This window comes from Mesorhizobium sp. A623 (assembly GCF_054489405.1).
In genome coordinates this window covers 74,478-96,721 of record NZ_JBTMXB010000009.1, presented here as the reverse complement: position 1 = coordinate 96,721, position 22,244 = coordinate 74,478, and the positions used below count along the sequence as shown (strand labels likewise).

The following is a 22,244-nucleotide window of genomic DNA, read 5'->3' as shown; positions in this document are numbered from 1 at the left end:
GAGAAGGTGGATTGGCGCGAAGCGCCAAGACGGATGAGGGGTGCTGGAAGGAATGAGGCGCTGGCGCTCCGGCCAACACCCCTCATCCGACCTCGCTTTGCTCGGCCACCTTCTCCCACAAGGGGAGAAGGAAGAACCGTCAGCGAAACTCGAAAATCGAGCGGAAGATGCCCGGCGCGATGACCGATAGCGGATTGATGGTCAGAACCGGCTTGCTGGCGGCTCCCCGCAGCCGGTAAGTCACGCCGATCAGGCCGCGGTCGCGGCCATTGCCGAGCAGCGCGCCGATGATGGGAAGTTCCCCGAATATGCGGTTGAGGCCATAGGCCGGCATGAACGTGCCGGTCATGTCCATATGGTCGTTCTGGTCGTAGAGCGTTCCCTGGAAAGTCGTGCCGATCAAGGGGCCGCGCAGCACGCCGTTCGACAGTTTCAAATAGCCCTTGCCCTTGTCGATTTCGGCATAGCCGCGCTCGAACTTGACTTGAGACGTGTCGATCTTGCCCCTGACCGCCTGGTTGAGGCTGCGGTCGTCGCCGGCCGGCGTTGTCGAAACGATCGAAGCCAGCTTCGGCTCGTTGACCACGAGGAAATCGCGGGCGACCACCTTGCCCCGCATAGACCCGGCCGCATCGCTGGCAAGCGTCAGCGAGATCGCGCCGCCCCGCATATGATCGTAGATGTCCAGAAAGCGAAGGATGGCGCCGGCATCGGCCGATTTCATGTCGAGCGTGCGCTGCCCGCCGCTGGCCGTCCTGCTGACGGTGATCGCGCCGCCCGACCCGGCCGCCGCGCTGACCTTGAGCCCGGTTATCCGCGAGCCAGACGCGCTGTAATCGAGCTTCAGGTTCGACAGCTTTTCATCGTGAAAGCCGGTCAGCGAACCGACATCGGCGCTGACCGAAACCGAATCCGAGCCAACGGATTTGGTGGCGGTGTCGGCATCGGACATGAACTGCTTGATAAGGGAGCGCGCATCCAGCGCCTGGCCGCTGATGCTGACAGCGTAGCCCTTGGCGGAGCGCTTCACCGAAACCGCGACATCGTCACCCCGGTTCAGCGCCACCCTGGTGAAGCGGGCCGAGGACAGGCTGCCTCCCGACAGGGCGACGCTGCCGTCGATGGCGAACGTCTTGCCGTCGAGGGCGAAGTCGGACAGCGTCGTGGTCTTGTCGGTGCTGGCCATGGTGAAGGCGACATTGGCGGGAATGCCCGGCCCCTTGCTCCACCCGGCCCACGGAATGTTCAGCCGGGCGTTGGTCAGGTCGGCCTCGACGGTCTGGCTGCCGTCATCGTTCCTGTCGAGCGCGACTTTTACGGTTCCGTCCAGCAGCACCGACAATCCCGGCATGAACGTCTCGCGGGTCTTGTCGTCCAGTGCCAGCACCACCTTGCGGCTGCGCGGCGGCCCTTCCGGTTCCAGCGGCTCGATCATGTCGATGTCCGCCGGTATGCCGTTCAGCAGCGCATGCGCGTCGATCACCGCCTTTTGCGGATCGACCGTGATCGAACCGTCGGCGCTGCTCACCATTTGCCCGTCGAACGGCTTTGCCAGCGCCAACCCCTTGTAGTCCAGCGCCACCAGCCAACCGAGATCCTTCGTGTCGGCTCCGGACTGAAGCGGAATATCCGCCTTGACGTTGCCCGTCACCGTTCCCGATATGTCGGCAGGCAGCAGGCCGACATGGCGCATCGCGTTGATCGGTTCATAGGAGGAAAGCTCGACGATGGCCGGCGCTTCGCCCGCGACATCGATGTCGAGCACGCCGATGACGGGCGGATTATCGGCCCGCTTTATGTCGAGCCTGCCGTTGCTGGCCGCCACGGTGCGGCCGCTCGGCATGTAGACCGTGCCGGAAGACAGCGAAATGGCGACATCGTCGCCGTGGAACTCGACGACACCGTTCGCGTCGCGCACCGGGGGAATGCGCCCGGCCGTATCGAAGCGCGAGCCCTCTACCTGAAACCGGCCTGATACTTCCTCGGCGGTAAGCTTCCTGCCGTCGCCCAACCGGCCCGGCGCCACCTGGAACTGAAGCGTCGCATCGGTTACGCGCCCGCCGAAAAGGTTGTTCAGGACCCAGCGGCGCGCATTGGCTGCCGAAAGCCATGGCCACAATTGCTTGACGTGCGACACCGGCATGTCGTGAACATTGAGCGCCAGCATCAGCCCTGGCTCCTTGCCCTCGACAAAGTCCACCAGGGCCGAGCCACGCACTTCGCCATTGCCGGTCGACCTGACGGCGATGGTGTCCGCCACCAGTTTTCGCGTCGTCGTCGAATAGGTGCCCGCTATCCGGGCGACGAACGGCATTGCGGCTTCCGGCGATTCGAGCGGCGCCAGCATCGAACCGTCGCTGACCAGATCGTAGCGGTAGGATGGCTCCTCGCCGGCAACGCCCCTGGCAGGCTTCGGCCCGACTGAACCCGCGAAGAGAAAGGTGGAGCGGCCCGTCTTCATCTGCAGCCGGCCGATCGACAGCTTATTCGTTCCGGCAGCCAGCGTGGCGTCGAGATCGATGTCGGCAGGCAGCAGGCCGTGGCGGCCGGAATCGAGCACCGAGCCCTTCAGCGATAGCGCCGCCACCAGTTGCCGCGGCTTTCCATCGCTGCCCTCATTGCCCGTAAAATGCAGCGCCAGCATGCCAAGCTTCGACCCGCCGGCCGAGACGGCGGCGCTTGCCGTCGTCCCCAGGTCGGCCTGCACATCCAGCGCCGTAACAAGGTGCGTTTCGGGGTCGCGCGTGGCCGAAGCGTCAACGGCCAGTGCCCTTCCGTCGATGTCGGCCTGTGCGGTGAGCCGCATCTGCCCCCGCCCGGCCTGAAAGGCCCTTGCCTTGGCGATGCTGACCAGCTTAACCAACCCCGTCTTCGGCAGCACCAGTTCGACATTGGCGAGCCTTATTTCGCGCAACGAATCCAGGCGCACCGCGTCCAGCGCCTGATGAACCGCCGCGAAGGCCGCGCCGATCACCTTGTCGGGGTCGATCAGGCCGTCGCCATTGTGCAAGCCTTCTGCCCAACCGCTCCCACCGGTGGAAGGAAGCGAGGCGAGCACAAGGCGGGCGTCGGAAATCCTGGCGCTGCTCAGGCTGAGCTTGCCGCCGAGCAACGGGAAAAGCCTGACGCCGAAGCGAATCCGGCCGGCATCCAGCATGGGCTGGCCATCCGCCGTCTTGAGGCTGACGCCATCGACCTGCAGCGCCAGAAAGCTCGCCCCGTCGAGCGTTATCCGGGCCGGGCCGACGGCCACGTCGACATCGACGCCGGCCAGTTCCTCCACCGCGCGCTCCGCCTCGGCGCGCAGGCGCTCGGAGCCAAGACCCAGCCAGTTGATCGCGGAGACCGCGACCGCCAGCAACAGCACCAGCGCCGCCAGACCGACAAGCAGCCGCCCAAGGCCGCGGGCCAGCCGCCTGACCGAACTTCTCTCCATGGCCGGCAGATCGCATGCGGACGGCAATGCGCCCAGATCGGCGATTTCGTCGCGCCTGAACTTTATCTTCTCGTGCCGGGGATGGTCCTGATCCACTACGTCGGCCCCGGATCGGCCGGAGCCGCTGTGCCGGTGACCATCAGCCGGCTTTCCCGATGGGCGAACCCGACACTACCAGGTAATGCCGGCGGACCGCCTCGCCATCGAGGAAACAGAACTGCTTCAGCCAAGACAGGAACCGCTCCAGCTTTTGTTTCGCGAACTCAGATCGTGGACGAATCCCCGTTCGGCATTATAACAATTCTTGCGCGCGTAACGTCAAACAAGGGCAAGTATATGACAGAAATGAAAATTGGTGACCCGGCCCCTGCGTTTGAACTGGTGCGAGAGGATGGCCAGACAAGCATGCTTTCCGATTTTTCCGGCAAGCCCTTCGTCCTCTACTTTTACCCCCGCGACGATACCAGCGGCTGCACGAGCGAGGCGATCGACTTTTCGCGGCTGAAACCGGCCTTCGAAAAGGCCGGCGTCACGGTGATCGGCATCTCGCCAGACAGCGCCGCCAAGCATCGGAAATTCAGCGCCAAGCACGAACTGACGGTCGAACTCGTCGCCGACGAGGAACGCAAGATCATCGAAGCCTATGGCGTGTGGGTGGAAAAGTCGATGTATGGACGCCGCTACATGGGCGTCGAGCGCGCCACCTTCCTGGTCGGGCGTGATGGCCGGATCGCCGGCATCTGGCGTAAGGTGAAGGTGAAAGGCCATGCGCAAGCCGTACTGGAGGCGGCGCAGGCGCTTTAGCCGGGCCAGAACGCCCCTGCGTAGGGTCCCGGCCCCATAATCCAGGACCCTTCACGCAAAGCTTTGTTAACCTTAACGATGTGTAATCGGCTGCATCTTTGGTGCGGTGGATGAAAGCTTTGAGCTCGTGAGTGCAATCGGACAATCCACGGTCTTCGGCAGGCGAAAGGAACCCCACACGATCATCATCGCGCATGGCGATGAGATACGGCACTTTACGCTGCGCCCATGGGTTGTCGCTTTCCTGGGCTCGGCGCTGGCCGCGATGGCGGTCGGCTACCTTCTGGCAACGTCCTATCTGGTCCTGCGCGACGATCTCATCGGCGCGACCACGGCGCGGCAGGCGCGCATGCAGCAGGCCTATGAAGATCGCATTTCGGCGCTGCGCGCGCAGGTCGACCGCATCACCAGCCGCCAGCTTCTCGACCAGCAATTGATGGAAACCAAGGTCAGCGAACTTATCGAACGCCAGACCGAGTTGAGCGAACGTCATGGCCGGCTTGGCCCCATACTGGAAAGGGCGGAGAATGCCGTCGGCACCTCCCTGCCCGCTGCCGCCCCCCTGCCCGGCAGCAAGCCCGACCGCGCGGACCTGACCGGCAGCATCAACGCAGTCACCCATAGCGTGCGGCTTGCCAGCCTCGACGCCACCGGCACGCGGCCGTTCTCGCTGTGGTCTACCCGATCGACCAAAGCGCCGAGCGAAACCTCAGCCGACATGGCCGACAAGCTGTTCGTCTCGATCAACCAGTCGCTTCGCAGCATCGAGGCGAAGCAACTGACGCACATTACCGAGTTGGCTGAAAACGCCTACGACAAGGCCGACGCCATTTCCGACGCGCTGGAGGCAGCCGGGCTGCCAGTCGACAGCGATTTGAGCCCGGACGCCTTTGGCAAGAGCGATGTCGGCGGCCCGCTGATCCCGGTCGACAGCTCGACGATGTTCGACAGCAAGGTCAAGGATCTGGACGAAGCGCTCGACACGCTGGACAAGCTGAAGACGGAAGCGCGCCGGCTGCCGCTGGCCAATCCCGCGCCGGGCCATACCGTGACCAGCCCATTCGGTGTTCGCACCGATCCCATCATCGGCGCAGCCGCCCTGCATTCGGGAATGGATTTTCGTGCCCCTGTCGGCATGTCGGCGACCGTCACGGCTCCCGGCGTCGTCACCAAGGCCGGCTGGAACGGCGGCTATGGACGCATGGTCGAGGTCGACCACGGCCAGGGCTATGCGACGCGCTACGCCCATCTCAGCGAGGTTCTGGTGAAAGTCGGCGACAAGCTCAATGCCGGCGATGTCGTCGGCAAGACCGGCAGCAGCGGCCGATCGACCGGCCCTCATTTGCATTACGAAATCCGCCTCAAGGGCCAGGCGATCAACCCGCTGCGCTTCCTGAAGGTCGGCAAGCAGGTCGCCAAATACCTTTGATTCGGGACGGTTACAGGCGGATTTCTCGCATGGTGGTTCGCGGGCGCGGACCGCACTGGGATTCACGTTTACTGTGGGGAGCAAAGTCTGAACTGCCGATCCGGCATTAAGACTTTTCATTTTCCAAGACTGCTAAGTCGTTGAAAAATGGCGCGAGTGACGGGACTCGAACCCGCGACCTCCGGCGTGACAGGCCGGCACTCTAACCGACTGAGCTACACCCGCGCTTCAGACGAACCCGGCAAGCCGTGTGCGTCGAGCGGGTGGATAGGGGTTTCGTCGCAGGGTGTCAAGCATGCCGAAGCGGCATAAATGAAAAGAGCCGAAGGTTTTTCCACCGCGCCGCGAAAGCCGGCAAGATCGGCACCGCAGATGACGCAATTCGCTCAGTAAAGCGTGTCGCCTGCATATTTGTGGCCTGAACCTCAAACCCGTGTTCCATGCATGTCATTGCCCGGAAACCAGTACCCACTTTCGCGCGACATATGTCGCAGCACACCACCCTCGGATTCGCCCGACGCGCTTCAGGCCCTTTTATGCATGTCGTTGCCCCGAAATCGGTACTCACATTCGGGCGACATGGATTAGGCCTTGCGAAACGCCGCCCGGCCTGCTTAAAGCTGCCGCCGGAGCGGGCGATTAGCTCAGTTGGTAGAGCGCCTCGTTTACACCGAGGATGTCGGCGGTTCGAGTCCGTCATCGCCCACCACCCCGCTCCCATACGGCCCCAATCGACGTTCATTATCTCGCGAGATCGTCGGCTACGCGCCAACTCGATGCAAAAGCTGAGGGCTTAAGCCGACAGAAGCGAGCGTATCTGGTGGCAAACCGATTCGGTTGCACAGCTGTTTTCCACCCTCGGCTGCTTCTGGCCAATTGCGCCCTCTCGCGGCATAGCCAGGTTCCTTTATCCACTCGACCGCATGCCGGCTGAACATGTCCACGACGCAGATGGACGGGATACCTAACTCTCTAGCCGCGAAAAGGGCATGCTCGGTCCGGGGGGCGTTGCTTGCGACCACGAGCCTTGGCTTTACGCGTTCAAGCAGCCTGACCATCGTGCGCACGGGCAGGAAGGCTTGTCGGCCCTTCTCCGCATAAATCTCAAGTGCCCGGCGTTCGCCGTGAACTGCAACCAGGTCGAGAAAATTAAGCCCGTGATAGGCGACGGATTCGTTCCACGGCACGAGGCCCGCAACCTCCTGTGAGCCCAGCAATCTTTCACCTGCGGCCAGAACGGCGAGATCGTTTGCCTCCGGAAAATTTACATAGCCGAAATAGGGCTGTTTGCGCGCGGCAAGGTATTTTTGCGCGGTGGTCAACGCCAGATATGCGCTATTGAAGCCTTCTTCCGTCATTTTCCTGAAGACAGGCTCAAGCATGGTGACGTGCCCGCCCCCATAAGAAGCAAAAAGGATGTCGGTCGCCTCGGTCGTGGCGCTAGGCGTGGACGCTCAGGTTTCGTGCGCGGCATTGTCGGTCCTGACAATCAGATCAAACAGAATGCGGCGAGCCGCCTGCTCGTCCTCCTGCTCCAGCGCCGCGCCGAGATCGCGTAGCGCGGCGCCCAGATCGACATCGTCAACGGCAGATGCGGCACGCAAGATCTTCTCGTGCCTTGTCCGTTCGGCGGTGGCGGCGTCGTAGAACAGTTCCTCGTACATTTTCTCGCCGGGGCGTTTGCCGGTGGCGATGATTTCAATGTCGCCATGCGGGTTCGCGACCGACTTGACGCTCAACCCTGCCAGACGGACCATGTTTTCGGCCAGATCGGCAATCAGCATCGGCTGGCCCATGTCGAGCAGGAAGACGTCGCCGCCATCCGACAAGGCTCCCGCCTGGACGATGAGTTCGGCGGCCTCCTGGATGGACATGAAGTAGCGCGTCATGGCCCGGTCGGTCAGCGTCAGCGGCCCGCCCGTGGCGATCTGTTCCTTGAAAAGCGGAACCACCGAGCCGTTTGAACCCAGCACATTGCCGAACCGCACGCAGCAAAAGCGCTGCCCCGAGTCCGCCTCTGCGGCAGCGCACGCCTTTTTGCGCACAATCAGCTCGGCCCAGCGCTTGGTCGCGCCCATGACGTTGGTGGGGCGAACCGCCTTGTCGGTCGAAATCAGCACGAAGCTCGCCACACCGGTTTCAAAGGCGATATCGGCCACGGTCCTGGTGCCGAAGACATTGTTCTGGATGCCTTCGAGGGCATTGGCTTCGACCAGCGGAACATGCTTGTGCGCGGCGGCGTGGAACACCACCTCGACCCCGTGCTCGACCATGGCATGCCGCACCCGCCTTGCGTCCGTCACCGAGCCCAGAACGGCGACGATCGGTGAATCGCTGCGCCCAGCCAGTTCCTGGTCGATCTTGTAGAGGGCAAATTCGTTGGCCTCGAACAGGACCAGCCGCCGCGGACCCCACTGCGCGATCTTGCGGCACAATTCGGAGCCGATCGAGCCGCCGGCGCCGGTAACCATCACCGTGCGCCCCACGATCATCGCCCGAATGAGATCGAGGTCGGGCGGCACGGAGGAGCGGCCAAGCAGGTCGTCGATATCGATCTCGCGGATCTGGCTGACCAGATATTTTCCGGTAACGATGTCGGCAATCTCGGGCAGCGACTGAACCTTGACGCCCTGCCGGCTGACCGAGCCGATGATTTCTTTTCGGCGCGCGGCCGAAAGGGATGGCATCGACAGAACCACCTGCTTGACGCCGAAATCCTGCACCAGGATTGCGAGCGCAGACGGCGGATAGACCCGGATGCCCACGACTTCGCGGCGGTGCAAGGCGGTGTCGTCGTCGATGAAGCCGGCAATGAAATGGCTGGCGTGCAGGGACAGGGCCAGTTGCCGCCCCGCCTCGCCCGCGCCGTAGATGACCACTGCGGGCCGCTGCAACATCAGCTTGCGCGACGTCGGCCAGAACAGCCATTTTGCGGTGAAGCGGCTGCCGATGACGGCGCCATTGTCGATCATGAGGTCGAGGTCGGCGACTTTGCCCATATCGGTCCTGGGGTGACGATCGGCGGCGCGGCCCGGATTGGCAGCGGTGTTCTTCTGGGTGCCGGCGCAAACATATTGCCGGGGGTGACGATCGGCGAAAATGCCGTCGTGGGTGCAGGTGCTGTGGTGCTTGAAGATGTGCCGGCCGACGCCGTGTATGTCGGCGTCCCGGCCCGGAGAATACGATAGGAAAGCCAAGTTGGATATCTCGACAATCAGCATTTCCCGTTCGTCGACAGTGCGCGAAGCCCTGGCAGTCCTCGACCTATCCGCTGCCGGGATACTCCTGCTCATTGAACCGGACGGCTCCTTCGAGCGCACCATCACCGACGGCGACCTTCGCCGCCTGATGCTGAATGGATCGGAACTGGACGACAGGCTGGAAATCTTGCCAAAAGTCGCCTCGATCACCTTGTCCCCCGATCATACGCGCCGGGCCGCCTTCGACCTGATGCAGCGCTTCAAGATCAACCATCTGCCGGTCATCGATGGTGCCGGCCGCGCGGTAGCGCTTTTCGAACGCGCGAGGCTCGACGAGCAGGTGTTGCTGTCGACACCTCACATGGGGTCGACGGAACTCGAATTCGTCGAGGAGGCGTTTCGCACAAACTGGATCGCGCCGATCGGCCCGAATGTGGACGCGTTTGAACGAGAACTTGCCGAGAATGTCGGCGTCGGCCACGCGGTCGCCCTGAATTCGGGAACGGCGGCAATTCATCTGGCATTGCGCCTGCTGGAGGTCGGCCCGGGAGATCGGGTCTTCTGCTCGACCTTGACGTTCATTGCCAGTGTCAGCCCCATCCTGTTTCAGGGCGCGGAGCCCGTATTCATCGATTCCGAGCCACAGAGCTGGAACATGTCGCCTGTCGCGCTTGAGCACGCGCTCGAGAACGCAAAACGGGAGGGAAAGCTTCCCAAGGCGGTCATCGTGGTCTCGCTTTACGGGCAAAGCGCGGACATGGATCCCATCATGGCGCTATGCGACAGTTTTGGCGTACCCGTCATCGAGGATGCCGCCGAATCCCTCGGCGCCCAGTACAAGGGAAAGGCATCCGGTACGTTCGGGCGCATCGGGATCTACTCGTTCAACGGCAACAAGATCATCACCACGTCCGGCGGTGGCATGCTAATCACCGAGGAGGCGGCGTTTGCCGACAGAGCCCGGTTCCCTTTCGACACAGGCGCGCGATCCCGCGCCCCATTACCAGCACTCGACCATCGGCTATAACTACCGCATGAGCAATATCCTGGCCGGCATCGGCCGCGGGCAGTTGCGCGTTCTCGATGACAGGGTTGCGGCGCGACGGGCAGTGTTTGAAACCTACAAATCGGAACTCGCTGCCTGCGATTGGATTGAATGGATGCCGGAGCCCGACTGGAGTTACTCGACCCATTGGCTATCGGCCTGTGCCGTCAGACCAGGAACTGCCGGGATCACCAGCAAGGCGATCATCCAGCGGCTGTTCGGCGAGTTCATCGAGGCGAGGCCGGTATGGAAGCCCATGCATCTGCAACCGATCTTTGCAGGCTTGTCTTATTACCCGCATTCCAACCTGTCGGTATCCGACGACCTGTTCGAACGCGGCCTGTGCCTGCCGTCCGGCTCCAATATGTCGGAAGCGCAAATCTCCCGCGTCGTGGACGCGATCCGCAAGGTTTAGCACCGGCAGGCCCCGATTCCGTCGCGAGCGACGAACAACGACCTGCCCCAAAAGAAAAAGCCGGGCATGCCCGGCTCCTCCCTATGGATAAAGGTCAGATGCGTTAGTTGACCGCATCCTTGAGACCCTTGCCGGCCGAGAATTTCGGCACTGTGCGGGCAGGAATCTGTACTTCCGCCCCAGTCTGCGGGTTACGACCCGTCGATGCCGCACGGGCTGACACGGTGAAATTTCCGAATCCGACAAGCCGGACGTCTCCGCCCTTCTTCAGTTCGCCCGTGATGGTGGCAAATACCGCATCAACAGCGGACTGCGCGTCGCCCTTCGAAATACTCGCGGCGTCGGCGACAGCAGACACCAGTTCGTTCTTGTTCATAAAAATTCCCTTCCATGAGAAAACCGGACAAGCGACTCAACCGGCAGGAAACGGACTTTAGAAAGAAGCGTTCCCGCAACCAAGCTGGCTTACCCGGAAAATTTCGAAAAATCCCATGTTTTTATAGGTTTTTCACATGAAAAAGCCGGACACGAGGCCCGGCTTTCCCATTGTGCACCGCACACTCTGCAAAGTTCAGTGCGAGAGCGATTTCGCGGCCTCATCCTCGGTGTCTGCCACGGCCGGCATACCGACCGGTTCCACCCACTCGATCGGCTCCGGCATCCGCACCAGCGCGTGGCGAAGCACCTCGCCTACCCTGGCCACCGGAATGATCTCCATGCCGTTTTTCACATTGTCCGGTATCTCCGCCAAATCCTTGGCGTTGTCCTCCGGAATGAGCACCGTCTTGATGCCGCCGCGCAGTGCCGCCAGCAGCTTCTCCTTGAGGCCGCCGATCGGCAGGATCCTGCCGCGCAGCGTGATTTCGCCCGTCATGGCGATATCCGCCCGGACCGGAATACCGGTCAGGATGGAGACGATCGCGGTCGCCATGGCGACGCCCGCCGACGGACCGTCCTTCGGGGTCGCCCCTTCCGGTACGTGGACATGGATATCGCGCTTGTCGAACAGTGGCGGCTCGACGCCGAAATCGACAGCCCGCGAGCGGACATAAGACGCCGCCGCAGAAATCGATTCCTTCATCACGTCCTTCAGGTTGCCGGTTACCGTCATGCGGCCCTTGCCCGGCATCATGACGCCTTCGATCGTCAGCAATTCGCCGCCGACCTCGGTCCATGCCAGGCCGGTGACGACACCGACCTGATCGTCGGTCTCGACCTGGCCGAAACGATAACGCGAGACGCCGAGATAGTCGGCAAGGTTCTCCGCCGTCACCGCAATGGACTTCTTCTTGGTCTTGATGATGTCCGTCACCGCCTTGCGGGCGAGCTTCATCAGGTCGCGCTCCAGGCTGCGTACGCCCGCTTCACGGGTGTAGGTCTGGATGATGGCGCGGATCGCGTCCTCGCTGACCGAAAACTCCTTGGCCTGCAAGGCGTGATCACGCATCACCTTCGGCATCAGATGCCGCTTGGCGATCTCGATCTTCTCGTCCTCGGTATAGCCGGCGATACGGATGATTTCCATGCGGTCCATCAAGGGCGCCGGGATATTCAGCGTATTCGCCGTCGTCACGAACATCACGCTCGACAAATCGTATTCGACCTCGAGATAGTGATCCATGAACGTCGAGTTCTGTTCCGGATCGAGCACTTCGAGCAGCGCCGACGAAGGATCGCCACGGAAATCCTGGCCCATCTTGTCGATCTCGTCGAGCAGGAAGAGCGGGTTGGATTTCTTGGCCTTCTTCATCGACTGGATGACCTTGCCGGGCATCGAGCCGATATAGGTGCGGCGATGGCCCCTGATCTCGGCCTCGTCGCGCACGCCGCCCAGCGCCATGCGGATGAACTCGCGGCCGGTCGCCTTGGCGATCGACTTGCCGAGCGAGGTCTTGCCAACGCCGGGAGGGCCGACGAGGCACAGGATCGGCCCCTTCAGCTTCTTCTGGCGGCTCTGCACGGCCAGGTACTCGACGATGCGGTCCTTGACCTTGTCGAGGCCGTAATGGTCGGTATCGAGCACCGCTTGCGAGAAATTCAGGTCCTTGCTGACCTTGGAGTTCTTGCCCCACGGAATCGACAGCAGCCAATCGAGATAATTGCGCACGACCGTGGATTCGGCCGACATGGGCGACATCGTCTTCAGCTTCTTCAACTCGGCGTCCGCCTTCTCGCGGGCCTCCTTGGAAAGCTTGGTCTTCTTGATGCGCGCCTCGATCTCGGCGGCCTCGTCGCGGCCGTCTTCACCCTCGCCGAGTTCCTTCTGGATCGCCTTCATCTGCTCGTTGAGGTAGTATTCGCGCTGCGTCTTCTCCATCTGGCGTTTTACACGCGAGCGGATGCGCTTCTCCACCTGCAGGACGGAGATTTCGGCTTCCATGAAGCCCATCGCCTTTTCCAGCCGCTCCTTGACGGACAGCGTGGCAAGCATTTCCTGCTTTTCGGGGATCTTGATGGCCAGATGCGAAGCGACCGTATCGGCAAGCTTGGAATAGTCGTCGATCTGGCTGGCGGCGCCCACCACTTCCGGCGAAATCTTCTTGTTCAGCTTGACGTAGTTTTCGAAGTCGGTGACGACAGAACGCGCCAGCGCTTCCACCTCGACCTCTTCTTCCTCCGGCTCGACCAGCAGGCTGGCGGCTGCCTCGTGAAAATCGGTACGATCGGTGAACGACGTAATCTTGGCGCGCGTGGCACCCTCGACCAGCACCTTGACGGTACCGTCCGGCAATTTCAGCAATTGAAGCACATTGGCGAGCGTGCCGATGTCGAAGATCGCGGAAGCCTCCGGATCGTCGTCAGCGGCATTCATCTGGGTGGCGAGCAGGATCTGCTTTTCCTGCCCCATCACCTCTTCCAGCGCCTTGATCGACTTTTCACGGCCCACAAAGAGCGGAACGATCATGTGCGGAAACACCACGATGTCGCGCAACGGGAGGACCGCGAAGACGCCGTCCGTGACAGGCTTGGCTTGTTTGGCCATTGTCCAACCTTTCTTATCGTGGTCGCCAATCGGCCAACCGCGAATCTCATATTAACGACCGGGGATCGTTCCGCCTATTACCCATTGCAGGGGATTTCATCAGCACAGAATGCGAGCCTTTGGCCTTCCCCCGTTAGTTGGAGGTACAGCCGGCAAAGATCAAGGGTTGATCTTCACGGTCTCCACTTACCCATATGGTAACCCGAACACCAAAACGGCGCCTCGCGGCGCCGTTTCGTTTTCATTGCATGCCCGCCGTATCAGGCGCTAACATTGCCCTTCTTTTCCTTGTTGTCGGAATAGATGTAGAGCGGCCGTGCGCTGCCCGTCACCACTTCCTCGGAAATCACCACTTCGCGCACGCCTTCGAGTGCGGGCAGTTCGAACATGGTATCGAGCAGGATCGCTTCCATGATCGAACGCAGGCCGCGTGCGCCGGTCTTGCGCTCGATGGCGCGCTTGGCGATGGCCGACAGGGCGTTCTCGTGGAAGGTCAGGTCGACGCTCTCCATCTCGAACAGGCGCTGGTACTGCTTGACCAGCGCATTCTTCGGCTCGGTCAGAATCTCGATCAGCGCCGGCTCGTCCAAATCCTCCAGCGTCGCCAGCACCGGCAGACGGCCGACGAATTCCGGGATCAGGCCGAATTTCAGCAAATCCTCCGGCTCGACCAGACGGAAGACTTCGCCGCTGCGCCTGTCTTCCGGCGAGGCGACCGTCGCGGAAAAGCCGATCGAGGTCTTGCGGCCGCGATCCGAGATGATCTTGTCCAGCCCGGAGAAAGCGCCGCCGCAGATGAACAGGATGTTGGCGGTATCGACCTGCAGGAATTCCTGCTGCGGATGCTTCCTGCCGCCCTGCGGCGGCACGGAGGCGACGGTGCCTTCCATGATCTTCAACAGCGCCTGCTGCACGCCCTCGCCCGATACGTCGCGGGTGATGGACGGGTTGTCGGACTTGCGCGAAATCTTGTCGATCTCGTCGATATAGACGATGCCGCGCTGCGCGCGTTCCACGTTGTAGTCGGCCGACTGCAGAAGCTTCAGTATGATGTTTTCGACATCCTCGCCGACATAACCGGCTTCGGTCAGCGTCGTGGCGTCCGCCATGGTGAACGGCACGTCGATGATGCGGGCGAGCGTCTGCGCAAGCAGCGTCTTGCCGCAGCCGGTCGGGCCGATCAAAAGGATGTTCGACTTCGCCAGTTCGACGTCGGCGCTCTTGGAGGCATGCGCCAGGCGCTTGTAGTGGTTGTGGACGGCCACCGACAGAACGCGCTTGGCGTAAGGCTGGCCGATCACGTAATCGTCGAGAACCTTCAGGATCTCCTGCGGTGTTGGCACGCCCTCGCGCGACTTCACCATCGAGGTCTTGTTCTCCTCGCGGATGATATCCATGCACAGTTCGACGCACTCGTCGCAGATGAACACCGTTGGACCGGCGATCAGCTTGCGCACCTCGTGCTGGCTCTTGCCGCAGAACGAGCAATAGAGGGTGTTCTTGGAATCACCGCCGCCGTTATTGCCGACCTTGCTCATTTCCCAGTCCTTTCATGGCGCCCGCCGATCGTCCGGCTGAAAGGGCGTGTACTCAATCTATCGCGGGAATACGCCGCTGCCAGTCCCTTGGCCCACACAACGCATTCCGTACGAAACACACATCAGAAAACGCAGCGCTTGATTCGCAGCGACCCCATTGAAAGCTAAGCCGCCGAAACTCAACAGAGCCTTAACGTTAAGCAATCGCTGCCCCCGTGGGAACAGCCAATTGTGGCCGAAATGCCGCAAATCCCCGCAAAAGTAGCGCGGGAGCCGCAGCTTCCTGCCATCGTGAGGCCTTGAAGCCGCAAATCAGGCGGTTGCGCCATCGATTTCGTCGCGCGACGTCAACACCTTGTCGATCAGGCCGAGTTCCAGCGCTTGCTCCGTCGACAGGAAGTTGTCGCGTTCCATGGCGTTGTGAATCGTCTCGTAATCCTGACCCGTGTGCTTGACGTAAATCTCGTTCAGGCGGCGCTTCAGACGCTCGGTAAACTGCGCGTGGATCATGATGTCGGTCGCCTGGCCCTGATAGCCGCCCGACGGCTGGTGCACCATGATCTGCGCATTCGGCGTCGAAAAGCGCATGTCCTTGGCCCCTGCCGTCAAAAGCAGCGAACCGGCCGACATGGCCTGCCCGACGCACAGCGTCGACACCGGCGGCTTGATGAACTGCATGGTGTCGTACATCGCAAGGCCGGAAGTCACTACACCACCCGGCGAATTGATGTAGAGCGAGATTTCCTTCTTGGGGTTTTCCGCCTCGAGGAACAGAAGCTGCGCGCAGACCAGCGACGCCATGCCGTCTTCGATCGGCCCGGTGATGAAGATGATGCGCTCTTTCAGCAGGCGCGAGAAAATGTCGTAGGCGCGCTCGCCGCGGTTGGTCTGTTCGACCACCATCGGGACGAGGTTCATGTAGGTTTCAATCGGGTCTTTCATGCCTGTCCCTTGCTTTCGGTATGGACTCCACCCCATGGGCCGGAATCGTACTGGATCGTTGTTGTGTAGATAAGGTACCGGCTAACCCTTGTGCAAGGCCGACAGCGCTGGCCGTCCGCTTAAGTCGCATTAAGGTTTCCGGTTAAGGAATGGCAGTTACACCGCCTCCGCCCGCAGCCAGCGCTTCAGCCCGGCCACATCTCCGTCGCCAACTGCCGCCGCCACGCGTCGCCCGACCGCCGCGCCGAACTTGTAGCCGTGGCCCGAGCAGGCCGAGATGACCAGGCATTTTCCCTTCTCGTGCGCCAGGAATTTTTCGTCCGCCGTGAAGGTGTAGGCGCAGGTGACCACTTCCGTTACCGCGTATTCTTCGATGCGCGCGATGGGCGGCGAAAACAGGTTGCGGATCGCCTCGCCTTCGCCTTCGACCGGCTCGCGGTTCCAGTCGGCGTCGCTGGTCGCCACCTTGTGCAGCCCGGAACCGAATTTCATGCCGGCCCCGCCGGAAGGTGGGATCATGTAGCCGTCGGTGATGCCGCCGACATCGAGGATGACGGGAGCCGCCTCCCACGCCGCCTTCAGGTCCGCCGGCGGCTCGACATAGGCCAAGGCTGTCCTGTACGTCTTTAGCGTACCGTCCAGTTCCGGAAACAGTTTCAGCACCCACGCGCCGGCCGTCACCACGATGCGGTCGGCCTGCATGGTTTCGCCTCCTTCCAGCGTCACGCGGCCGGCATCGGCATCGACTTCCGTTACCTTGCTGCTCTCGTAGATGTTGGCTCCGTTGTCCCGCAGCCATTCCACCAGGCCGGTGGCGATCTTCCTGCAATACAGCGCGCCGCCTTCCGGCGAGAAAAACGCATAGCGGAAGGTTCCTGCTTCAAGGAACGGCCAGCGCTTCACGGCGGCAACGGTTTCCAACACCTCGAGCGGAAAGTTGCCGGCAATCAGCCCGTCGCGATACTGCTCGGCTACGTCGCCCTCCTCGCGCGAAACGCACATGAAGCCACGCGGGTCGAGATGGCTTTCACCGAGATCGGCCCACAGTTCGTCCCACGCTTCATAGGCTTCGGTAATCAGCCGTCCGTAGCCGGCGGCCGAGCCATAGGCGCGGCGGATGATACGGTGATGGTCGCCGGAGGCAGCCAGCGGGTTGGGGATTTTCTCGCCCTGCTCGACCAGCGAGACCTGATGCCCGGCCTTGGTAAGCGACCACGCCGTCGCCAGGCCGTCGATACCGGCTCCCACCACAATCACGTTCATTCAGATATGCTCCGAGGTTTGGCATGCTTTGCGTTCAGCATAGGGTGCGGGGCTGTCGGGGCCAAGCAGAACGGCTGATCCAGCGCGGCCCAACCATGCCGCCAACCTCACAGTTTAATGACGTATTCCTTGCGGGTCGTTTCAAGCACTTGCCAGCTTCCCTTGAAGCCGGGCCGCAGGACGAAGCTGTCGCCGGCCCTGACGGTGCGCGCCTCGCCACCCTCCTCCGCGACGATCGAGACGCCGGACAGGATGTGGCAGAACTCCCACTCGTCATATTCGATGCGCCATTTTCCGGGCGTGGATTCCCAGATGCCGGCATAGAGGCCGCCTTCGCGCTCCTCCGCATTCCAGGTGCGGAATTTCGGATCGCCCGCAATCAGGCGATCCGGAGCCGGCGCTCCGAGTTCAGGCTCGACGCCGGCGGTCGTGATCTTCAAAAAATTAGCGGGCATGGAAGGCTCCGTTCTGCAAAGCCTTCCATGCCATGGCCGTTATGCCTTCGCCAGAGCCTGCTCGAGATCGGCGATGATGTCGGCGACATCCTCGATGCCGACCGACAGGCGAACTACTTCCGGCCCGGCACCGGCGGCGGTCTTCTGTTCGTCGGAAAGCTGGCGGTGCGTGGTCGAAGCCGGGTGGATGACCAGCGATTTGGTGTCACCGATATTGGCCAGGTGCGAGAACAGTTCCAGCCCCTCGACAAACTTGATGCCCGAATCGTAGCCACCCTTGAGGCCGAAGGTGAACACAGCGCCCGCGCCCTTTGGCGAATATTGCTGCTGCAGCGCATGGTTCTTGTCGCTCTTCAGGCCGGGATAGGAGACCCAAGAAACCTTCGGATGCTTCGACAGCCATTCGGCAACCGCCAACGCGTTGTCGCAATGGCGCTGCATCCGCAGCGGCAGCGTTTCCAGGCCGGTGACGATGAGGAACGCGTTGAACGGCGAGATCGCCGGGCCGAGGTCGCGCAGGCCAAGCACGCGGGCCGCGATGGCGAAAGCGAAATTGCCGAACGTCTCGTGCAGCACCATGCCGCCATATTCCGGGCGCGGCGTGGACAGCATCGGATATTTGCCGGACTTCGACCAATCGAAGGTGCCGCCATCGACGATGATGCCGCCGATGGAATTGCCATGACCGCCGATGAATTTCGTCGCCGCATGCACCACGATGTCGGCGCCATGTTCGAAGGGGCGCAGCAGATAGGGCGAGGCCATCGTGTTATCGACGATCAGCGGCAGGCCGTGCTTGTGCGCGATAGCGGCGATCGCCTTGATGTCGACGAACTCACCACCCGGATTGGCAAGGCTCTCAATGTGGATCGCCTTGGTCTTGGCGTCGATCTGCTTCTCGAAGCTCTCCGGATTGTTGACGTCAGCCCAGCGCACTTCCCAGCCGAAATTCTTGAAGGCGTGGCCGAACGCATTGATGGTGCCGCCATAGAGCTTGCTGGCGGCAACGAAATTATCGCCGGATTTCAGCAGCGTGTGGAAGACGAGCAGATGGGCCGCCTGGCCGGACGCCGTGGCAAGGGCCGCGGTTCCGCCTTCAAGGGCGGCGACGCGCTCTTCCAGCACCGCCTGCGTCGGGTTCATGATGCGGGTGTAGATGTTGCCGAATTGTTTCAGGCCGAACAGGGCGGCGGCGTGGTCGGCATTCTCGAACACGAAGGACGTGGTCTGGTAGATCGGTACGGCGCGCGCGCCGGTTGCCGGATCGGGCTTTGCGCCAGCATGTACGGCAAGCGTATCGAAACCGGGCGTGCGTTGTGTCATGAAAATTCCCTCCAGAAGACTGTGTGTGAAGCCGGCAGCATCTTTGAAGGAGCGCGGCCATCAATGCAAAGGGGAAAATGCCTCACCGCCTTGGGTGGCGGAATAAACGGATCGAGAAACGGTTATATTTTGGAATAATATTCCAACCTACCGCTGGCGAATGCCCAAACTCTGAAACCCGCTGCGCATGATCGGCTTTTTCGACGACAGGACACCGGAATTAACACCGTTCCAGCCGATCTCGCCGGAAAGCCGGCCATACTCGATCTTGGGGCAGCGGTTCATCACCACCTTGATGCCGGCAGCCTCCGCTTTGGCGGCGGCCTCATCGCTGCGTACCGTCAACTGCATCCAGATGACTTTCGGCAGCGGATCGAGCGCCAGCGCCTCATCGACAATCCCCGGCACGGCGGCCGAAGCACGGAAAATGTCGACCATGTCGATGGGTTCGGGGATATCGGCCAGCCTCGCATAGGTCATGCGGCCGAGGATTTCCTTGCCGGCGTGGCCCGGATTGACCGGAAACACCCCAAACCCCTTGCTGAGCAGGTATTTCAACACAAGGAAGCTAGGGCGCACGTCGTTCGCCGACGCGCCAACCATGGCGACCGTCTTCACCGAGGTGAGAATGCCGGCGACATAGGCGTTGTCGTAAGCGTCGTGGTTCATGCGGGCAAGGCTATGTTGCCAGCGGCGTCGATGGGGAAATCGGGGTTGTGCGCGACCTCCCACACATGGCCTTCCGTGTCGGCGAAATAGCCGTACCAGCCGCCCCAGAAGGCGCGGCCAGCCGGCTTGACGATGCGGCCGCCAGCCTTTTGCGCCTGGGCGAGCACAAGATCGACCTCTTCGTCCGACCTTGTATTGTAGGCAAGATAGACGCGCGACGGACCGTCGCCAAAGGACACACCCGCATCCTTTTCCGCCTCGGCTCGGGGAAAAAGTGCGAGAATCGCTCCGCCCATCTGGAAGAAGGCGACGCCGTCCTTGATGCGATGGCGGGTTAACCCCATCGCTTCATAGAAGCTTGCCACCCGATCGAGATCTTCGACGGCAATGGTGATGATGGAAATGCGCGGCTCCATCACCTTACTCCCCCTTCCATTCCGGCGAGCGCTTGCCGATGAAGGCGCCGATGCCCTCCTCGGCGTCGCGCGCCAGCATGTTTTCCACCATGACGCGGCCCGTATAGGCGTAAGCGTCGGAAAGCCCCATCTCGATCTGTTCGTAAAAGGCCTCCTTGCCGATCTTGAGCGTCAAAGGTGATTTGGAAGCAATGGTTTGCGCGTATTTCATCACAGTCTGATTCAGATATTCGCGCGGCACCGCGCGGTTGACGATGCCGAACTCTCTGGCCGTCGCTGCGTCGATCGTTTCGCCGGTCAAGAGCATTTCCATCGCCTGCTTGCGCGAGGCGTTGCGCGACAGCGCCACCATCGGCGTCGAGCAGAACAGACCGATATGGACGCCCGGCGTGCAGAAGGTCGATTCGTGCGAGCAGATGGCCAGATCGCAGCTTGCCACCATCTGCAGGCCCGCGGCCGTGGCCAGCCCGTCGATTTCGGCGATCACCGGCTTGGGGTTGCGCACGATGGCCTGCATCAGCGCGCCGCACACGGCAAAGGTCTTTTCGAAAAAGGCCCTGCCCCGATCGGCATCAGCGCGGTGGGCCGTCAACTCCTTGAGGTCGTGGCCGGCGCAAAACACCTTTCCCGAAGCCCCCAGCACGATACCGCGAACGGCATGGTCTTCTTTCGCGCGTTCGAATTCTTCGATCAGCGCTTCCATGACGGCAATGGAAAGCGCATTTGCCGGCGGGTTGGCGAGCGTCAGCCGCAAGATGCCGTTGTCCAGCGAAGCCAGAACCGGGCCTTCCGGTGCGCTCGGCGCATTCGATTTGAGGGCGACGATCTCGGCCATGTTCTTCTCCGTTGAGCGTGTGACTGGCTGCGCATTGCTATCCAGGACCGAACCTAAACCCCGAAATCGCCTAGTCCAATACCCCAGTGGCGACGCGAGACTGTTGCAAGGGCTACGGCGAACCCTTCATAAAGCGGGCAAAAGAGGAAATTCATGGCCGTTCAACGCGCTCTCACTCCTGTGCTCACCGCCGCCGAAGTCAACGAATTGATGAATTCGGCCTTTCCGCAGCTTAATGAGGGCCGCAGGTTCTACGAGACGGTCGAGGTCTTTCCCGGCGGCTGCACCGTCAGGCTCAATGCCGAGGAGCGGCACCTGCGCCCGGGCGGCACGGTTTCGGGACCGTCGCTGTTCACGCTGGCCGACATCGGCGGCTATGCCTGCGTCTTGTCGCATGCCGGGCCGGACGCCCTGTCGGTCACCGTCAACCTCAACATCAATTTCATGCGCAAGGCAGAGGCCGGCCCCATCGACGGCCGCTGCCGCATCCTGAAGCTGGGCAAAAGCCTGATGGTCTTCGACATCGACATCGTCGCCGGCGCGGACCGGCACATGGTCGCCCACGCCACCGGCACCTATTCCATCCCACCGAAGCGAAGCTAGCGGGCTGGAAATCCGAACAGGAATGTGTATATAATTGCGCATCGGAGCTTGAATGGATCGCGATAGCAGAAAGATCATCAAGCGCCTGAAGCAGGATGGCTTCGAACTGGTATCGGTTAGAGGTTCGCATCACAAGTTTCGCAAGGGCAGCGTGGTCCTGATCGTTCCGCACCCTGAGAAGGATCTTCCTCTGGGGACCGCACGCGCGATTGCCGACAGGCCGGCTGGGTCAAATGAAGGCTTTGATATGAAGAACTATTTCGCTCTCGTGGAGAAAGACGGGGAGAGCGCCTTTGGCGTTCGCTTTCCCGATATTCCGGGCGTATTTTCCGCAGCAGACCGCCAGGAAGACATTCTCGCCAACGCCATCGAGGCGTTGCAGCTTTGGGCGGAGGACATGCCGCTGCCTGATCCTTCGCTCCATCCGGCCATCGTCGCCAAGCCGGAGGTGCGCGAGGCGCTGGCGGCCGGTGGTTATCTCATCTCCGTCCCGTTGATCGACAACGACAGCGCCGTGGTGCGAGCGAACGTCACCTTCGAACGAGGCGTGTTGCGCGCCATCGACGCCGCCGCGCGCGAACGGGGGCTGACCCGCTCCGCCTTTCTTTCCAGCGCCGCCCGCCGGGAAATCGAGGCAAAGCACTAGGCATATCGATGTGGTAAAATAATACCGCTAACCTATCAGATTGTTTTTGAACGATTTTTACTTAAACTTCGGCATTCATAGTCGATTGACGCAATCATCGCCCTCCCCTATAAACCTCCTCGAAACAGCGGCCCGCAAAGGCCGCCGTTTTGTTATTGGCCAGATGCGGTCGCGTCGCGCCAATCCAAGCAACAAGAAACGCCTTCCCGTTCCTTGGGCGGCAAGGTCCGAAACGAAAGCAA

Annotated in this window: 20 protein-coding genes, 2 tRNA genes and 1 pseudogene; 9 read left to right on the top strand and 14 right to left on the bottom strand. The window is 61.7% G+C overall.

All coding sequences use genetic code 11. The annotated features are described in order from the left end of the window. Nucleotides 1-139: 139 nt before the first annotated feature. Nucleotides 140-3,532: a hypothetical protein gene (locus tag ACX3P1_RS11680; protein WP_459079735.1), complete on the bottom strand. Its 3,393-nt coding sequence runs from the start codon at nucleotides 3,530-3,532 to the stop codon at nucleotides 140-142. A 240-nt stretch (nucleotides 3,533-3,772) separates the two neighbouring features. Between ACX3P1_RS11680 and bcp the strand changes: the two genes are divergently transcribed. Further along, entirely contained in the window at nucleotides 3,773-4,240 is a 468-nt protein-coding gene (gene bcp, locus ACX3P1_RS11675; RefSeq protein ID WP_459079734.1) for a thioredoxin-dependent thiol peroxidase, read from the top strand. A gap of 127 nt (nucleotides 4,241-4,367) precedes the next feature. Further along, nucleotides 4,368-5,669, top strand: coding sequence for a peptidoglycan DD-metalloendopeptidase family protein (locus ACX3P1_RS11670; RefSeq protein WP_459079733.1), 1,302 nt, complete (start codon nucleotides 4,368-4,370; stop codon nucleotides 5,667-5,669). A 148-nt stretch (nucleotides 5,670-5,817) separates the two neighbouring features. On the opposite strand, the gene ACX3P1_RS11665 is transcribed toward ACX3P1_RS11670, so the two are convergent. Beyond that, nucleotides 5,818-5,894: transfer RNA gene (locus ACX3P1_RS11665), tRNA-Asp, on the bottom strand. 408 nt (nucleotides 5,895-6,302) lie between these two features. Here ACX3P1_RS11665 and ACX3P1_RS11660 point away from each other — a divergent pair. After that, nucleotides 6,303-6,378 (top strand) — tRNA-Val (locus ACX3P1_RS11660). A gap of 52 nt (nucleotides 6,379-6,430) precedes the next feature. Here ACX3P1_RS11660 and ACX3P1_RS11655 read toward each other — a convergent pair. After that, on the bottom strand, nucleotides 6,431-7,051 hold the full coding sequence (locus ACX3P1_RS11655; protein ID WP_459079732.1) for a hypothetical protein: 621 nt from the start codon (nucleotides 7,049-7,051) through the stop codon (nucleotides 6,431-6,433). A 72-nt stretch (nucleotides 7,052-7,123) separates the two neighbouring features. Further along, on the bottom strand, nucleotides 7,124-8,140 hold the full coding sequence (locus ACX3P1_RS11650) for a UDP-N-acetylglucosamine 4,6-dehydratase family protein (RefSeq protein WP_459079840.1): 1,017 nt from the start codon (nucleotides 8,138-8,140) through the stop codon (nucleotides 7,124-7,126). A gap of 345 nt (nucleotides 8,141-8,485) precedes the next feature. On the opposite strand from ACX3P1_RS11650, the gene ACX3P1_RS11645 reads away from it, so the two are divergent. Genes ACX3P1_RS11645 through ACX3P1_RS11635 form a run of 3 tightly spaced genes read left to right on the top strand, consistent with a single transcriptional unit; the run spans nucleotide 8,486 to nucleotide 10,329 of the window. Then, nucleotides 8,486-8,857: a DapH/DapD/GlmU-related protein gene (locus ACX3P1_RS11645; RefSeq protein ID WP_459079731.1), complete on the top strand. Its 372-nt coding sequence runs from the start codon at nucleotides 8,486-8,488 to the stop codon at nucleotides 8,855-8,857. A gap of 10 nt (nucleotides 8,858-8,867) precedes the next feature. Then, nucleotides 8,868-9,896 carry an aminotransferase class I/II-fold pyridoxal phosphate-dependent enzyme gene (locus ACX3P1_RS11640; protein ID WP_459079730.1) on the top strand — a complete coding sequence of 343 codons (1,029 nt, stop codon included), beginning with the start codon at nucleotides 8,868-8,870 and terminating at the stop codon, nucleotides 9,894-9,896. Beyond that, nucleotides 9,817-10,329, top strand: a complete 513-nt coding sequence (locus ACX3P1_RS11635) for a DegT/DnrJ/EryC1/StrS family aminotransferase (RefSeq protein WP_459079729.1) — start codon at nucleotides 9,817-9,819, stop codon at nucleotides 10,327-10,329. The genes ACX3P1_RS11640 and ACX3P1_RS11635 overlap by 80 nt, the downstream gene beginning before the upstream one ends. 103 nt (nucleotides 10,330-10,432) lie before the next feature. Here the strand turns inward: ACX3P1_RS11635 and hupB are convergent, their stop codons facing one another. The 10 genes from hupB to ACX3P1_RS11585 all read right to left on the bottom strand — a co-directional run bounded on the left by hupB (nucleotide 10,433) and on the right by ACX3P1_RS11585 (nucleotide 20,753). Then, on the bottom strand, nucleotides 10,433-10,705 hold the full coding sequence (gene hupB, locus ACX3P1_RS11630) for a DNA-binding protein HupB (RefSeq protein ID WP_459079728.1): 273 nt from the start codon (nucleotides 10,703-10,705) through the stop codon (nucleotides 10,433-10,435). Between the two features lie 195 nt (nucleotides 10,706-10,900). Further along, nucleotides 10,901-13,312: an endopeptidase La gene (gene lon, locus ACX3P1_RS11625; RefSeq protein WP_459079727.1), complete on the bottom strand. Its 2,412-nt coding sequence runs from the start codon at nucleotides 13,310-13,312 to the stop codon at nucleotides 10,901-10,903. A gap of 260 nt (nucleotides 13,313-13,572) precedes the next feature. Then, complete coding sequence (gene clpX / locus ACX3P1_RS11620) at nucleotides 13,573-14,850, bottom strand: ATP-dependent Clp protease ATP-binding subunit ClpX (protein WP_459079726.1); 1,278 nt, start codon at nucleotides 14,848-14,850, stop codon at nucleotides 13,573-13,575. Between the two features lie 312 nt (nucleotides 14,851-15,162). Continuing rightward, nucleotides 15,163-15,792: an ATP-dependent Clp protease proteolytic subunit gene (locus ACX3P1_RS11615; RefSeq protein WP_459079725.1), complete on the bottom strand. Its 630-nt coding sequence runs from the start codon at nucleotides 15,790-15,792 to the stop codon at nucleotides 15,163-15,165. Nucleotides 15,793-15,948: 156 nt separating this feature from the next. Next, entirely contained in the window at nucleotides 15,949-17,055 is a 1,107-nt protein-coding gene (locus tag ACX3P1_RS11610; protein ID WP_459079724.1) for an NAD(P)/FAD-dependent oxidoreductase, read from the bottom strand. A gap of 107 nt (nucleotides 17,056-17,162) precedes the next feature. Continuing rightward, nucleotides 17,163-17,510 carry a cupin domain-containing protein gene (locus ACX3P1_RS11605; RefSeq protein ID WP_459079723.1) on the bottom strand — a complete coding sequence of 116 codons (348 nt, stop codon included), beginning with the start codon at nucleotides 17,508-17,510 and terminating at the stop codon, nucleotides 17,163-17,165. A 39-nt stretch (nucleotides 17,511-17,549) separates the two neighbouring features. Further along, nucleotides 17,550-18,833 carry an O-acetylhomoserine aminocarboxypropyltransferase gene (locus ACX3P1_RS11600; RefSeq protein ID WP_459079722.1) on the bottom strand — a complete coding sequence of 428 codons (1,284 nt, stop codon included), beginning with the start codon at nucleotides 18,831-18,833 and terminating at the stop codon, nucleotides 17,550-17,552. Nucleotides 18,834-18,980: 147 nt separating this feature from the next. Then, nucleotides 18,981-19,502, bottom strand: a complete 522-nt coding sequence (locus tag ACX3P1_RS11595; protein WP_459079721.1) for a CoA-binding protein — start codon at nucleotides 19,500-19,502, stop codon at nucleotides 18,981-18,983. Next, complete coding sequence (locus ACX3P1_RS11590) at nucleotides 19,499-19,918, bottom strand: VOC family protein (RefSeq protein ID WP_459079720.1); 420 nt, start codon at nucleotides 19,916-19,918, stop codon at nucleotides 19,499-19,501. Before ACX3P1_RS11590 ends, ACX3P1_RS11595 begins: the two co-directional genes overlap by 4 nt. A 4-nt stretch (nucleotides 19,919-19,922) precedes the next feature. Next, nucleotides 19,923-20,753 (bottom strand): enoyl-CoA hydratase, encoded by an 831-nt coding sequence (locus tag ACX3P1_RS11585; protein ID WP_459079719.1) that lies wholly within the window; start codon nucleotides 20,751-20,753, stop codon nucleotides 19,923-19,925. 153 nt (nucleotides 20,754-20,906) lie between these two features. On the opposite strand from ACX3P1_RS11585, the gene ACX3P1_RS11580 reads away from it, so the two are divergent. The 3 genes and pseudogenes from ACX3P1_RS11580 (at nucleotide 20,907) to ACX3P1_RS11570 (ending at nucleotide 22,002) form a co-directional block, all read left to right on the top strand. Further along, nucleotides 20,907-21,356 carry a PaaI family thioesterase gene (locus tag ACX3P1_RS11580; RefSeq protein ID WP_459079718.1) on the top strand — a complete coding sequence of 150 codons (450 nt, stop codon included), beginning with the start codon at nucleotides 20,907-20,909 and terminating at the stop codon, nucleotides 21,354-21,356. A 52-nt stretch (nucleotides 21,357-21,408) separates the two neighbouring features. After that, nucleotides 21,409-21,593, top strand: a pseudogene (locus ACX3P1_RS11575) (type II toxin-antitoxin system HicA family toxin). A 10-nt stretch (nucleotides 21,594-21,603) separates the two neighbouring features. Continuing rightward, a complete protein-coding gene (locus ACX3P1_RS11570; protein WP_459079717.1) occupies nucleotides 21,604-22,002 on the top strand; it encodes a type II toxin-antitoxin system HicB family antitoxin in 399 nt (132 codons plus the stop codon). The last annotated feature ends 242 nt before the right edge of the window (nucleotides 22,003-22,244 follow it).